This is a genomic window from Arthrobacter sp. A2-55 (assembly GCF_025548615.1).
Classification (GTDB): domain Bacteria; phylum Actinomycetota; class Actinomycetes; order Actinomycetales; family Micrococcaceae; genus Specibacter; species Specibacter silviterrae.
In genome coordinates this window covers 34,659-47,759 of sequence record NZ_JAJLOZ010000009.1, presented here as the reverse complement: position 1 = coordinate 47,759, position 13,101 = coordinate 34,659, and the positions used below count along the sequence as shown (strand labels likewise).

Below are 13,101 nucleotides of genomic sequence, written 5' to 3'. Positions count from 1 at the left end.
GGCTAATCTTGGCCTACAAAGTACCAAATTGCTGTAAAGGTCACGAAATGCCTGCAAAATATGCGTCCCATGATATAAAAGTGTTATGACTCAAGTGGCTGCAGAAACCGTCGGTGTATTGGTCCGCGACGCCCGGAACGACAAAGGCTGGACCCAGCTGGAACTCGCGGCGCAACTGGGCACCAGCCAGAGCGCGGTGGCACGCATGGAACAGGGCAAGCAAAACCTTAGCCTGAAGATGATCCAGCGCATGGAATCCCTGCTGGGGCGAAACATTGTCAACGTGGGAAATTCACCCAAGAACGTGGTGACCCACCTGCGCGTGCACGGCGGCCGCGAGCTCTCCGGCAGCGTGGACGTCAACTCCAGCAAGAACGCCGGCGTGGCCCTGTTGTGTGCCAGCCTGATCAACCGCGGCACCACCACTTTGCGCCGGCTGGCCCGCATCGAGGAGGTCAACCGCATTGTTGAACTGCTCACCAGCATTGGCGTCGAGTGCAAGTGGCTCAATGCCACCGACCTTCAGATCCGCCGCCCCAAAGTGCTGGACCTGGCCTCCATGGACGTGGAGGCAGCCAAGCGCACCCGCTCCGTCATCATGCTGCTGGGCCCCCTGCTGGACCAGCAGGACATTTACCGCATCCCTTACGCCGGCGGCTGCGACCTGGGCACGCGCACGGTGGAGCCCCACATGCAGGCCCTGCGCGAATTTGGCCTGGCCGTTACCGCGCACAACGGTTTCTACCAGGTGCAGGCCCCGCTCAGCGATCACAGCGACCGCACCTTTGTGCTGACCGAGCGCGGGGACACCGTTACCGAAAACGCCATCATGGCCGCCGCGCACCGCGAGGGCACCACCGTGATTCGCAACGCCAGCCCTAACTACATGGTCCAGGACCTGTGCTTTTACCTGCAGGGGCTGGGCGTGCACGTGGAAGGCGTGGGCTCCACCACGCTGACCATCCGCGGCCGGGCCCGCATCGACGTGGATATTGAGTACTTCCCGTCCGAGGACCCCATCGAGGCGATGTCCCTGATCACCGCCGGCATCGTGACTAAGTCCGAGGTCACCGTGCGCCGCGTGCCCATTGAGTTCATGGAAATTGAGCTCAAGGTGCTGGAGCAGATGGGCTTCCACTACCGCAAGTCCGCCGAATACACGGCCCGCAACGGCAAGACCCGCCTGGTGGACATCACCACCCTGCCCTCTGAGCTGCACGCCGCACCGGACAAGATCCACCCCATGCCGTTCCCGGGCCTGAACATCGACAACCTGCCCTTCTTCGCCGTCATCGCCTCCTGCGCCGAGGGCACCACGCTCATCCACGACTGGGTGTACGAGAACCGCGCCATCTACCTGACCGAGCTGAACCGGCTTGGCGCCGGCGTGCGGCTGCTGGATCCGCACCGCATTGACATCAAGGGCCCCACCGCGTGGCGCTCGGCGGAGATCGGCTGCCCGCCGGCCCTCCGCCCCGCCGCCTGCATCCTGCTGGCCATGCTTGCCGCGAAGGGAACGTCGGAGTTGCGCAACATCTACGTGATCGAGCGCGGCTATGAGGACCTGGCCGAGCGCCTGAACACCGTTGGCGCCGAAATCGAATACTTCCAGGACTAAGTCCAAGCACGACGGCGGCCGGTGACCTTTCGCGCGAAAGGTCACCGGCCGCCGTCGTCCTCGAGATTGGAGATAACCACCGCCCCAACCGTCGAGATTGGAGATAACCACCCACCTCATCGGTGGTGATCTCCAATCTCGACGGGCGGAGGGGTGGTTATCTCCAACTTCGACGGGGGGGCTAGATTGCTGCGAGGGCCCTTTCGAGGTCCTTCTTGAGGTCGTCCAGGTCCTCCAGGCCGACGGAGAGGCGCAGGAAGCCGTCGGAGAGGCCGATGGCGGCCCGCCCTTCCGGACCCATGGCGCGGTGCGTGGTGGTGGCCGGGTGGGTGATGAGGGACTTCGTGTCGCCCAGGTTGTTGGAAATGTCCACAATTTCCAGGGCGTTCAGGAGCCTGAAGGCGGCTTCCTTGCGGGTGCCGCCATCGGGCTCGGCCAGCTCAAAGGTGAGCACCGTGCCGCCGGCCTTCATCTGCTTCTTCGCGAGCTCATGCTGCGGGTGCGAGGGCAGGAAGGGGTAGATGACGCGGCTGACCTGCGGCTGCGCCTCGAGGAACTCGCCCAGGGCCAGGGCGCTGGCGCAGGATGCGGCCACGCGGATGCCCATGGTTTCCAGGCCCTTCGTCAGCACCCAGGCATTGAACGCGGACAGCGCCGGGCCCGTGTGCCGCATCAGGTTCTTGACGGGGCCGTCGATGAATTCCTTGGTCCCCAGGATGGCGCCGCCCAGTACCCGGCCCTGCCCGTCAATGTGCTTGGTGCCGGAGTAGACCACGATGTCCGCGCCGAAGTCGCCGCAGCGCTGCAACAGGGGGGTGGCAAACACATTGTCGGCCACCACCTGGGCCCCGGCCGCATGGGCGAGCTCGCACACCGCCTGCACGTCGATGATTTCCTGCATGGGGTTGGACGGCGACTCAAAGAACACGGCGGTGGTGGGAACGCTCAGTGCCGAACGCCACTGCTCCAGGTCCGGGCCGTCCACAAACACGGTCTCCACGCCCCAGCGGGGGAGCAGTTCGTTCAGGATGACAAAGCAGGATCCGAACAACGAGCGGGACGCCACCACGCGGTCGCCGGCCCCCAGCAGGGCACCCAGTGCGGTGAACACGGCGGACATGCCCGACGCCGTCGCGAAGCAGGCTTCCTTGCCCTCCAGCAGCCGCAGGCGTTCCTGGAACGTGGCCACGGACGGATTGCCGTAACGGGAGTACACAAAGCGGTCCACCTCGCCCGTGAAGGACTGCTCGGCGGCCTCGGCGGATTCGTACACAAAGCCGGAATTGAGGAAGATGGCCTCGGAGGTTTCCTGGAAGTTGCTGCGGTCCAGCCCGCCCCGGACGGCCTGGGTGCTGTCGGCCCATGATGCGGCGTGCTCATTAAAGTTGCTCAATTGCGTGTCATTCCTTAGTTTTCGCAGGTGGTGCCAGGTGGTGCCAGGTGGTGCCAGGTGGTGCCAGCTTCGGGGCCGCGCGCCCCGGGCGCTTATTTCCAGGGCAGGTGGCGGTTTTTCCAGCCGTTGACAATGCGGTCGCCGTAGCTGTCCGGCACGCCCTCAAAGCCCTCCAGGACGTTGAAGGCCGTGTAGCCGGCAGCCGTGGCGGCCTCGGCGGCGGCAACGGACCGCGCCCCCGAACGGCACAGGATGACCAGCGGGGTCTCCGCCGGAACCGCGGCCTGGAGCTCCGAGAGGAACGCCGGGTTCGGGGCCCCGCTGGCCAGGTTCCACTGGATGAACACCGGCTCGGCACCCAGGGAGGAGACATCGGGGACGCCAATGTGGGTCCATTCGCCGTCAGTGCGCACGTCCACCAGCACGGCGCCCTCGCCCAGCTTGTCCCATGCCTGGGCGGGGACCAGGTCTCCGGCGTAGCTCACGCGATTCCCTCGCCGTCGAACTCTTCAGGGTCTTCCAGCTCCTGGACGGCATTGGCGACGGCGGCGTCGGAGGAGGCCACGGCGTGCGGCAGGATGACGGCCTGGGCGGCGATCACGGAGGCGCCGTTGAACGTCACCGACGGGCTGCCGTGCAAAATGTAGCCTTCGGCCAGGGCTGCGGAGATCCGTTCACAAAAGGAACGGTCGTCGGGGCCGGTGATAAGGCGGTAGGCGAGGGGGGATTCGTCAGCGGACATGCGAGCTCCTGAGTGCAGGCGGACGTTGCTGCAAGCGCAATGTACGTACGGCGTTTCCACACATGCAAAAGGGCACATCGGGCGTTCGCGCTTGCAACCGCGGCCGCTGATTGCCGGGTTTGCCGAGTATTCACCTGAGGCACCCCGAACGAAAAAGTGGGTTGCCGGCCAGCAAGTCAGGGCTTGGCGCTGGCGCTCATTACTCCCTTGAAAAATAACACGCGCACCCCGTGCCGTCACTAATGCAGCAGCGAAATGTGGCGCAACATGACAAAATCGGCGCCCGCACCCGGGTCCTGCCGTGCGGGGTCCGTGGCAGGATGAAGCCATGACACTACGCCGCGTACTTGCCGCCCTGCGCTTCCTGCTCGGCGCGGTGACCCTGGCCGCCGTGGGCATCCAGCTGGGCATCCACATCAGCCACGGCTTCAATGTGCTGAACTTCTTCAGCTACTTCACGAACCTGTCAAACATTTTTGCCGCCTGCGTGCTGCTGGTGGAGTCCGTGCTGGCCTGGCGCGGACGCGAGCTGGGTCCGCTGTGGCAGCTGGCCCGCTGCGCCTCCGTGGTGTGCATGGCGCTGGTGGGCATCGTGTTCAGCGCCCTCCTGCGCGACGTGGACCTGGGCTCGCTGCTGCCGTGGATCAACACGTGGCTGCACTACGTGATGCCCGTGGCCGTGGTGCTGGATTGGCTGGTGCAGTCGCCGCGGCTGCCCATCGCGTTCAGGCGGCTGGGCCTGGTGCTCGTGCTGCCCGTGGCCTATCTGGCCTACTCGCTGGTACGCGGCGCAGCCATCAACTGGTACGCCTACCCGTTCCTGAACCCGGCCAACGGCGGCTACGGCACGGTGGCGCTCACCTGTGTGCTCATCGCCGTTGCGTTCCTTGCCGTCAGTGCCGTGCTGGTGGTGGCCGGCAACAAGCTCCGCCCCCTGATTGCCCCGAACGCCGTCAGTGGGTCTGTGCCAGCAGGGCGCTGAGTTCGGCCGTCAGCCTGGACCGGACGTCCGCCGTGCCCACAGCCCGTCCGTCAATGGTGTTCACGGGAGCCAGCAGCCTGATGCTGGAAATCAGCCACACGGCGTCGGCGTCGAACAGGTCCTGCGGCTCCACGGGCCCGTACCCCAGCTCCCAGCCGGCCTCCTTCGCGGCGGCAAACAGCGCCCCCTGCGTGGTGCCGGGCAGGATGCCGCTGTCCAGGTTGGGCGTGATGAGGCGCTTGACCGGGGCGCCGCCGCGGTCCGCCAACTGCGCCAGCAGGACGGACGACGTCGGCCCCTCCAACACGTGTCCGTCACCGCTGGTGAAGATCACGTCATCCGCGCCGTGGGAGTGGGCGTGGCGCAGGGCGGCCATGTTGACGGCGTAGGAAAGCGTCTTGGCCCCCAGCAGCAGCCACGGGGCCCGGTGGGAAATGGTGCTGTCATAGCCGCGGTCCAGCAGCAGCACATCCAGGCCCTTCTCGCGCTGCTCGGCCAGCAGCGGCGGCACGGCGGAGGCCTGCACCCATGCCGTGGTGGCGTTGGCGCCCTCCGGGCCCCGGGTGGCGATGAGCTTGATGACAATGTTGGTGTTGCCGTGTTCATCCGGGCCCTGGGGGGAGGCAGAGGCAAAGGTGGCGGCCGCCGTCGAAATGGCCCGCAGCCAGGTGCCGGCGTCGGGGATGTCCAAGTCCAGCGAGCGGGCGGAACGGGCCATCCGGTCAAGGTGTGCCTGCACCTTGCGGGGCGTGCCGTTCACGGCCAGCAGGGACTCGAAGATGCCGTCGCCGCGGGTCACGCCCTGGTCCGTGGCGAGGATCGCGGGCGTGCCGGAGTCGGCCACGCGCCCGTCGGGGAAAGCGGGGTCAAGAAACACCAAAACTGTCATGACTTGAGCATACTGGCCACCGGTTCCGCCGCCGGGCGCCTCCACCGGTAGGCTGTTCTCACTGACGCATGACATGGGGAGGCCTGCTTGATCTGGACAGTGTTTACCTTGCCCACCACCAACGCCTGGCTGTCCGCGCTCGCCGTGTTGGTGGACCTGGTGATCCGGATTGTGGTGCTCGGCGTGATTCCCGGCAACCGCCGCCCCACCACCGCCATGGCGTGGCTGCTGTGCATCTTCTTTCTGCCCTACGTGGGCCTGGTCCTGTTCCTGATGTTTGGCAATTTCCGGCTCTCCCGCCGCCGGCGCGAAACGCAGGCGGCGGTCAACATTCGGGTGGTGGAGGGGACGCGGGAGATCGCCAAACAGGTGCCGCCCTATGACGGGCCCCCGTGGATCAATTCTGCCGTGGAACTCAACCGCAACCTGGGCTCCTTCCCTGCCCTGGGCGGCAATTCCGTGCAGCTGATCCGCGGCTACCAGGAATCCCTGGACGCCATGGCTGCGGAGGTGCGCACCGCCACGGACTATGTCAACGCCGAGTTTTACATCATGAGCTCGGACAGCTCCACCGAGAACCTGTTCCGCGAACTGGAGGCTGCCGCCGCGCGCGGGGTGCGGGTGCGCGTCCTGTTCGACCACATTGGCTCGCTGCGCGTGCCCGGGTACCGGGACATGATCCGCCGGCTGAAGGCCAGCGAGATCCAGTGGCGGCGCATGTTGCCGCTGCTGCCTGTGAAGGGCCAGTGGCGCCGCCCGGACCTGCGCAACCACCGCAAGATCCTGGTGGTGGACGGCCGTGTCGGGTTTACCGGCTCCCAGAACGTCATTGAGCCGTCCTACCGCAAGAAGGCCAATGCCAAGCTGGGCCGAAAATGGGTGGAATTGATGTCGCGCCTTGAGGGGCCCATTGTGGGCACCCTCAACGTTATGTTTGCCACCGACTGGTCCAGTGAAACCGAGGAAAACCTGGAGTCCCAGCTGGCCACGCACCACTGGAACTCGTTCACGGGAGGCGTGCTGTGCCAGGTGGTGCCCAGCGGGCCGGGGTTCGTGACGGAAAACAACCTCCGCCTGTTCAACACCCTGCTGTACTCGGCGGAGGAGCGGATCACCATCTCCAGCCCGTATTTCGTGCCGGATGATTCGCTGCTGTACGCGATTACGACGGCGGCCCAGCGGGGGGTCCGCGTGGAACTGTTCGTCTCCGAAAAGGGCGACCAGTTCCTGGTCCACCACGCGCAGCGCTCCTATTACGAGGCCCTTCTCAAGGCCGGGGTGCAGATCTTCCTCTACCCCAAGCCGCTGGTGCTGCACGCCAAGCACTTCACGGTGGATTCCGACGTGGCCGTGATCGGTTCCTCCAACATGGACATGCGCAGCTTCTCGCTCAACCTCGAGGTCTCCGTCATGATGATCGACAAGGACGTGGTCCTGGCCATGCACGACGTCGAGGAGCACTACCGGGCGGTCTCCCGCCAGCTGTACCTGGACGAATGGGTGAACCGGCCCATCCTGGCCCGGTACGTGGACAACGTTGCCCGGCTGACCGCCACGTTGCAGTAACCCAGTCTCGCGGCAGTCAGCCCGGGAACGTGGCGCCCAGGGTCGACAGGACTCCGTAGGCCTTGGCCTGGATTTCCTGCCATTCGGCGTCGTCGTCGGAGTCGGCCGTGATGGCGCCGCCGATGCCCAGCGAAAGGTGCGTGCCGCCGTCGTCCGTGTCCTGCAGGACCAGGGTGCGGATGGTGACGGAGAGGTCCATGGCAGCATTGAGTGAAAAGTAGCCGATGCCGCCGGAGTAGATGCCGCGCGGGCCTGCCTCCAACCGGTCCAGTATGGCCATGGTGCTGATTTTCGGGGCTCCCGTCATGGAGCCGGCGGGAAACGCCGCAGCCAGTGCCTGCGCCCGCGAATTGCCGGGCGCCAGCTGTGCCTCGATGGTGCTGACCAGCTGGTGGACCGTGGCGTAGCTTTCCACGGCGCACAGCCGCGGGACGGTGACGGAGCCGGGGAGGGCGTAGTGCGACAGGTCGTTGCGGAGCAGGTCCACGATCATGACGTTTTCCGCCCGGTCCTTCAGCGACGATGACAGCTCCGCCTTCAGCGCAGCGTCCTCCTGCGGGCCGGCACCGCGCCGTCGGGTGCCCTTGATGGGTTCGGCGCGCATCAGCCCGGCGGAATCGATGCGCAGAAAGCGTTCCGGGGACGTGCTGCACACCGCTGTGCCGCCGAAGCGCAGGAACGCGGCAAACGGGGCAGGGTTGCGGCTGCGCAGGGCCAGGTACGCGGCCCAGCCGTCCACCCGGCCGCCGCTGTGCGCCTCGAGCTGCGTGGTCAGGCACACCTCGTAGGAATTGCCGTCACGGATTTCGCCCAGGGAGGCGGCAATCATGGCCTTGTACCGCGCCTCGCCGTCCCGGATGCTGAATGCGGGGGCTGGCGGCAAGGCAGGGGGGTCCGCCTGGTGCAGCTGCGCCAGCATGGCCCGCACCTGCGACGTCCACGAATCCGCTTCCGCGACGGAGGCGGGCAGCCCGGCGTCGGCCAGGGTCAGCAGGTACAGGCATTTTTCCTGGTGGTCCACCACCACGGCGCGCCCGGCAAACAGCAGGGCGGCCGCGGGTTGCGCGGCTGGCACGGACGACGGCGGAGCCTGGGTCCCGCTTGCTGCCCCGGGAGGCGGTGCTTCGGCTGCGCCGCCCGTTTCAGCCTTGAGCCCGTAGCCCAGGTATCCCAGCCACCCCAATGTGAACTCCGCCGGGAAGTGCTCCGGGGTGCGCACCGCCCGGCGCCCCCAGACAGAGTCCAGCCAGCGGAAGAACGGCCCGTGGATCCGGGCTGCCACCTGGCCTGCCCGGACGGTTGTCACACCATCTGCGTGGGTGGCAGTCTGGCCGAAGCTGCCGGAGGCGTCCGCCATGATGGAAAACCGGGAACGGCCTGCCGGCTGCCCGGAATCTCCGCCGCCGTCCGCGATGGAGCTGTCCAGCCACACGGCGTCGGGCGAATCCCCGAAAAGGGCGGCAAAGAGATCCGCCGCGGCGGGATGGGCAGCCACCCGTTCCGCCGAAAATGCCAGCCCGCGGCGGCGCGCCAGCTCCGGGGCCAGCAGCGCTTCCAGTGCCGGCAGCCCGGCCAGGGCCGTGAGGACACGTTCCGGGGCGGCGGCAACCCCGTTCGTGCCGTCCACCACAATGTCCGCCACGGCGGCCACCGCGTCCCCGGCCAAAAGCCTGTCCTCCTGCTCGGCCCAGCGGTCCCAGAACGGCGCGTAGGTGTCGCCGTCGCGGGCCAGGGCCCGCTGCTTTCTTTCTGCGGCAGCTGCTTCCACCCACACGACGGCGTCCAGGTACGGCCGCGCGCTGGCGTGGGCCGCCCCGACCCCTTCCACCAGCACGACGTCGGCAACAGCGGTGGTGCGGGAGTCGCCGTCGTGCTTCCCGGCCCAGTCCCACGCAGTCCACTGCGCGGGGAGGCCCCGGTGGAGGGGTTCCAGGACGGAGGAAACGTAGCTGCCCACCCCGTCCGCCAGCCCGTCCCAGCCGGGATATATGTCCTCGAGGTGGAACAGGGAGACGGTGCGGTGGCGGCGCAGCAGGGCGGCAAGTTCCAGGGCAACGGTGGTCTTGCCGGCTCCGGAGCGGCCGTCGACGGCGATGATCACCGGGCGGGGATCAGCCACGGGCGGGGCCCGTGAAAGCGGTGGTGATCCGGCAGGCATTGCTCATGGGGCCAGTCTATCGAGGGCGCGGGCGCCGCCTAGAACGGAGGGTGGCCGTGCTGCTGGATGTACTTTCGGTACCAGGGCCAGCGGACGGCGCCGATGATGACCATCCAGACGCCCAGGCCGGCAGCAATGAGGAAAATGGGGATCCCTGCTGCCAGCGCACCGGAACCCGCGCCCGCAGTGGCCACCAGTGCCACCACACCCAGGGCGATCAACACCACGCCATAGCTGATGGAACCGATGGGGTATTGGATGCCGGGCAGGCGGTAGGCGCCACCGGTGCGCCGCCGGCTCATCCACGGCATGGGTTCGCGCAGGCTGGCGGCGTCGTTGGACGGCACGGGGGCGTGGCCATAGCCGTTCGTGCTCACTTGGCAACCTCCGCCGGAAGGGCCAGCAGTTCGGCAAGGCGGGCCAGCAGGCGGTCTGTGGGGACGGCGTCGTCCCGTTCCTGTTCCCCGGGATTCTCCACCTGGGCCACATCCCACTGCCCGTTGCCGGAGGCGCGGACAAAGAGGTGGTCCTTGGGGCCCCCGATGAGCTGGGACCCGAAGTACATTGCGGACTCCGGGTGGCGTTCGAGGTTGCTGTCCATGACCTGCTTGAGCATCTGGGCGTCCCCCGCCTGCGGATCCTTGACCACCATGAACCAGGTGCTCAGTGCGGCCGGCTGCAGGAAGACCGAAACGTCGCGGGACTGAATGTACAGGGCGGCTTCCACTCCGGTGCCGTTGACCATGGCCACCTCCGTCCACCGTACGGCGGCATTGAGTGCCTGGTTGAGGATCCGGGCGCCTCCGCGCAGCTCCATCGCCTCCCCGTTGGCCACTATTTCGCCCCGGGCCAGCAGGCTTGACGCGCCAAGGGCGGCAATTTGTTCGGTCAGGACGCCGGGGCGGACCTGAAGGGCCTCCGCGTTCCTCTCCTTCAGTCCGGCGGAACCCTGGGAAATGAGGTAAATGACCTCAGCGGCGCCATAGCCGACAACCGCCGGCGACACCGTGGCGGTGCCTTCGGCGGCGGCTGTGTTTGTCTCAGTCATCGTGTTTTCTCCCTGCAATTGAAGTGTGGGGTGCCGTGGGCGGATCAGAAGGGCCAGAGGTCTTTGGCCACCTTGGCCACGCCATGGCCAAGGTCGGAGGCTGCGTTGCCAATGGCGCCAGCCGCGTCGGAGGCCGCGTGGCCCACGGCTGTTGCGGTGTCTCCCACTGCGGAAACGGTGGAGTCGACGGCGTCGTGCACAAATGGGATGTTGTCGTAGGCCAACTCGCCGACGGCCATGACGCCCGCGGCAGCACCCAAGGCAAGATCAGCCGGGGGCGGTGTGCACAGGGCGGCAATGCCCAGCCCGGTCACCACCCCGTCGTAACCGGCGCGCCCGTAGTCGCCCTTGGCAATGTCCGTGCCGACCGTCAGGACGCCAAGCACGGCACCTGCCGGGCCGAGGACCTTGCCTGCGGTTTCCAGCGGGCCCGCCAATGATCCGATTCGTCCGGCGATGGCGCTGTCGCCCATGAACTGGCTGGCGCGTTGGGCCAATGCACCCCAGTTTCCGCCGGCCACGAAATCGTCCAGGGTGCCGAACGCGCCGGCCAGGCGGGAAACCTTCAAGGCCTGCTCAAGGGTGTTGAAGCTTCCCATGAGCCGCAGTTCTGGGCCCAGCCGGAGCAGATTGCTCATGCCGCCCAGTGCCGTATACCAGCCACCCGCCGTTTCACCTGTGCCCAGTGCGCCGTTGGTGAGGATCCCGCCAAGCAATCCGGGCGGCTTGGCGCCGGGAAAGCCTGGAAAGCCTGGCAGCCCGGGGAAGCCCGGCAGCCCCGGAAACCCTGGAAACCCGGGTCCGCCCAAGCCGGACGCGGAACTGGCTTTTTCCTGCTCCTCCGCGTTGCGCAGCAGCAGGGTGGCAGCGTCGTCGAAGCCCTTGCACGCGGACGTGATGGTGGGGCGGTGGCTGGAATTCCACTGGTGCCGGAAACGGTCGGCGTCCTGCCCGTTCCAGCCGCCCGGCCGGTTGATGCGCTGTGTCAGGTCACTGCCCACGTTCCGCAGCCGCTGCGACGCGCGGGAAAATTCCTTGGCCAGCTCGCGCAGCTGTTGCGGGTCCGCGCCAAGCATTGTGTCATTCACCAAAGGTGCCTTCCCGGAAAGTCCGTGTTTTGTCTCGGCTTCCACCCAACCACGTCAGCGCGCCGGCGCCAATGGGGAGAGGTTCCCATGATGCCTAGATCAGCGCCAGCAGGATGCCCACGCCGATGAACAGGATGCCGAAAATCCGGTTCAGGATCAGCTGGCCGCGCTCGCTGGTGGTCAGGTGCTTAAGCTGCTTGGCGCCCGCGGCAAACACAAACCACATGACAATGATGTCGATCCCCACCACGGTGGCCGTCAGGATGATGTACTGCGGTGCCAGGGGCTGTTCCGGCCGGATGAACTGCGGCATGAACGCCAGGAAAAACACAATCGCCTTGGGGTTGAGCAGGTTCACCCACAGCCCGCGCCGGAACATGGACAGGCCGGGCTCGACGGCGGCCGGTGCGGCGCCGTCGTCGGCCTCCTCCGCCTTCGCGAGCAGCTTGCGGATGCCCAGGTACACCAGGTACGCGGCGCCAACGTAGCGGACCAGGGCAAAGAGGAAGGGGGAGCTGGAGACCAGGATGCCCACGCCGGCGGCCACAATGATGACGTGGATGACCAGGGCAAGCTGCTGGCCCAGGATGCCCCAGAAGGAACGCCGGAAGCCCGAGGTGAGGGCGTTGGACATGGTGTTGATGGCGCCCGCGCCCGGGGTCAGGCTGATCATGGCGCCGGCGCCGGCAAGGGCCAGCCACAAGGAGAATTGCACCAGCCAAGCTTACGGTGTGGGGCCCTTACAGCCGCAGTTCCATCAGGATCGTGTCCCGCCACGTCCCGGCATGCAGGCCGTACGTCATGAAGCCAATGCGCTCGCGCCGCCCAACCTGCCGGAAGCCGGCCTTTTCGTGCAGTGCCAGGCTGGCCGCATTCTCCGCCAGGATGGACGACTGGATGGTCCACATTCCCAATTCCCGGGCACGGTCGGCCAGGGCATGCAGCAGTGCCAGGCCTACTCCCCGGCCGGCCGCCGAGGGATCCACATATACGGAGTGCTCAACAACGCCCCGGTATACCTCCCGCGACGACGTGGGGGTTGCCGCCGCCCAGCCTAGAACCGTGCCCGCGTCACTGACGGCAACCAGCCCCAGCCCCGGGATTTTGGCCGTAAAAAAGTCCTCCCGGGACGGCGGTGCCTCGGCAAACGTGGCATTGCCGCCGGCAATTCCCGCCGCATATATACGTTCGACGGCGGGCCAGTGGTCCGCCGCCATCTCCCGGACCGCTGTGCTCACAGGGCCGTGATGCTTTCCGATGCAGCCTCGAGCGCGCCGGGGACCAGTGAGTAGTACGCCCAGGTGCCCCGCTTTTCGCGGTGGAGCAGCCCGGCGTCCACCAGGATCTTCAGGTGGTGCGAGACGGTCGGCTGGCCCAGGTCCAGGGGTTCCGTGAGGTCGCAGACGCACGCTTCGCCGCCGTCGCCGGCCTTCACAATGGAGAGCAGGCGCAGCCTGTTGGGATCCGACAGTGCCTTCAGGATCCGCGCCCTTGCCTGCGCTTCCGAGGGGCTGAGAGCCGCGCGGCCGCTGGGTGCACAGCAGTCCGATTCGGCGGCGGGGGCAAGCAGCGGCAAAGTCTCCATGCATCCATTATCCCCATGGATTGACAGTTGTC

The 13,101-nt window shown here is 66.9% G+C and carries 14 protein-coding genes and 1 riboswitch; of the genes, 3 read left to right on the top strand and 11 right to left on the bottom strand.

Annotation, left to right across the window (positions count from 1 at the left end; genetic code table 11):
- The first annotated feature begins 85 nt into the window (after positions 1 to 85).
- The gene (locus LPN03_RS04490) at positions 86 to 1,618 is read left to right on the top strand and encodes a UDP-N-acetylglucosamine 1-carboxyvinyltransferase (RefSeq protein WP_262453267.1); all 1,533 of its coding nucleotides are present in this window, start codon (positions 86 to 88) and stop codon (positions 1,616 to 1,618) included.
- 181 nt (positions 1,619 to 1,799) lie between these two features.
- Here LPN03_RS04490 and LPN03_RS04485 read toward each other — a convergent pair whose 3' ends face one another.
- From LPN03_RS04485 to LPN03_RS04475, 3 genes are all read right to left on the bottom strand, one after another.
- Entirely contained in the window at positions 1,800 to 3,011 is a 1,212-nt protein-coding gene (locus LPN03_RS04485) for an O-succinylhomoserine sulfhydrylase (protein WP_262453266.1), read from the bottom strand.
- Positions 3,012 to 3,103: 92 nt separating this feature from the next.
- Positions 3,104 to 3,496 (bottom strand): rhodanese-like domain-containing protein, encoded by a 393-nt coding sequence (locus LPN03_RS04480; protein ID WP_262453265.1) that lies wholly within the window; start codon positions 3,494 to 3,496, stop codon positions 3,104 to 3,106.
- Positions 3,493 to 3,753 (bottom strand): DUF1737 domain-containing protein, encoded by a 261-nt coding sequence (locus LPN03_RS04475; protein ID WP_262453264.1) that lies wholly within the window; start codon positions 3,751 to 3,753, stop codon positions 3,493 to 3,495. The genes LPN03_RS04480 and LPN03_RS04475 overlap by 4 nt, the downstream gene beginning before the upstream one ends.
- Before the next feature lie 82 nt (positions 3,754 to 3,835).
- Positions 3,836 to 3,957: riboswitch (SAM riboswitch) on the bottom strand.
- A 124-nt stretch (positions 3,958 to 4,081) separates the two neighbouring features.
- Here LPN03_RS04475 and LPN03_RS04470 point away from each other — a divergent pair.
- Positions 4,082 to 4,735, top strand: coding sequence for a Pr6Pr family membrane protein (locus LPN03_RS04470; RefSeq protein ID WP_262453263.1), 654 nt, complete (start codon positions 4,082 to 4,084; stop codon positions 4,733 to 4,735).
- On the opposite strand, the gene LPN03_RS04465 is transcribed toward LPN03_RS04470, so the two are convergent.
- Positions 4,707 to 5,624 (bottom strand): aminodeoxychorismate lyase, encoded by a 918-nt coding sequence (locus LPN03_RS04465; RefSeq protein WP_262453262.1) that lies wholly within the window; start codon positions 5,622 to 5,624, stop codon positions 4,707 to 4,709. The two genes, LPN03_RS04470 and LPN03_RS04465, sit on opposite strands and share 29 nt — an antisense overlap.
- A gap of 108 nt (positions 5,625 to 5,732) precedes the next feature.
- Here LPN03_RS04465 and cls point away from each other — a divergent pair, with 108 nt between their 5' ends.
- Positions 5,733 to 7,190 (top strand): cardiolipin synthase, encoded by a 1,458-nt coding sequence (gene cls, locus LPN03_RS04460; RefSeq protein ID WP_205678139.1) that lies wholly within the window; start codon positions 5,733 to 5,735, stop codon positions 7,188 to 7,190.
- Between the two features lie 16 nt (positions 7,191 to 7,206).
- Here cls and pabB read toward each other — a convergent pair whose 3' ends face one another.
- The 7 genes from pabB to LPN03_RS04425 form a co-directional block, all read right to left on the bottom strand.
- Entirely contained in the window at positions 7,207 to 9,309 is a 2,103-nt protein-coding gene (gene pabB / locus LPN03_RS04455; RefSeq protein ID WP_262453261.1) for an aminodeoxychorismate synthase component I, read from the bottom strand.
- A gap of 77 nt (positions 9,310 to 9,386) precedes the next feature.
- On the bottom strand, positions 9,387 to 9,725 hold the full coding sequence (locus tag LPN03_RS04450; protein ID WP_165181674.1) for a hypothetical protein: 339 nt from the start codon (positions 9,723 to 9,725) through the stop codon (positions 9,387 to 9,389).
- Complete coding sequence (locus LPN03_RS04445; RefSeq protein ID WP_165181673.1) at positions 9,722 to 10,396, bottom strand: hypothetical protein; 675 nt, start codon at positions 10,394 to 10,396, stop codon at positions 9,722 to 9,724. The genes LPN03_RS04450 and LPN03_RS04445 overlap by 4 nt, the downstream gene beginning before the upstream one ends.
- A 44-nt stretch (positions 10,397 to 10,440) precedes the next feature.
- Positions 10,441 to 11,484 carry a WXG100 family type VII secretion target gene (locus LPN03_RS04440; protein WP_262453260.1) on the bottom strand — a complete coding sequence of 348 codons (1,044 nt, stop codon included), beginning with the start codon at positions 11,482 to 11,484 and terminating at the stop codon, positions 10,441 to 10,443.
- Between the two features lie 94 nt (positions 11,485 to 11,578).
- Positions 11,579 to 12,199 carry a LysE family transporter gene (locus LPN03_RS04435; protein ID WP_165181671.1) on the bottom strand — a complete coding sequence of 207 codons (621 nt, stop codon included), beginning with the start codon at positions 12,197 to 12,199 and terminating at the stop codon, positions 11,579 to 11,581.
- A gap of 25 nt (positions 12,200 to 12,224) precedes the next feature.
- On the bottom strand, positions 12,225 to 12,701 hold the full coding sequence (locus tag LPN03_RS04430) for a GNAT family N-acetyltransferase (protein WP_262453283.1): 477 nt from the start codon (positions 12,699 to 12,701) through the stop codon (positions 12,225 to 12,227).
- 17 nt (positions 12,702 to 12,718) lie between these two features.
- Complete coding sequence (locus LPN03_RS04425; protein WP_262453259.1) at positions 12,719 to 13,069, bottom strand: ArsR/SmtB family transcription factor; 351 nt, start codon at positions 13,067 to 13,069, stop codon at positions 12,719 to 12,721.
- Positions 13,070 to 13,101: the final 32 nt, after the last annotated feature.

Excerpts from the sequence above, each read along its gene's own strand:
- LPN03_RS04490 (WP_262453267.1), top strand. The coding sequence starts at position 86 with ATGACTCAAGTGGCTGCAGAAACCGTCGGTGTATTGGTCCGCGACGCC.
- LPN03_RS04475 (WP_262453264.1), bottom strand. The coding sequence starts at position 3,753 with ATGTCCGCTGACGAATCCCCCCTCGCCTACCGCCTTATCACCGGCCCC.
- LPN03_RS04470 (WP_262453263.1), top strand. The coding sequence starts at position 4,082 with ATGACACTACGCCGCGTACTTGCCGCCCTGCGCTTCCTGCTCGGCGCG.
- LPN03_RS04465 (WP_262453262.1), bottom strand. The coding sequence starts at position 5,624 with ATGACAGTTTTGGTGTTTCTTGACCCCGCTTTCCCCGACGGGCGCGTG.
- LPN03_RS04445 (WP_165181673.1), bottom strand. The coding sequence starts at position 10,396 with ATGACTGAGACAAACACAGCCGCCGCCGAAGGCACCGCCACGGTGTCG.
- LPN03_RS04430 (WP_262453283.1), bottom strand. The coding sequence starts at position 12,701 with ATGGCGGCGGACCACTGGCCCGCCGTCGAACGTATATATGCGGCGGGA.
- LPN03_RS04425 (WP_262453259.1), bottom strand. The coding sequence starts at position 13,069 with ATGGAGACTTTGCCGCTGCTTGCCCCCGCCGCCGAATCGGACTGCTGT.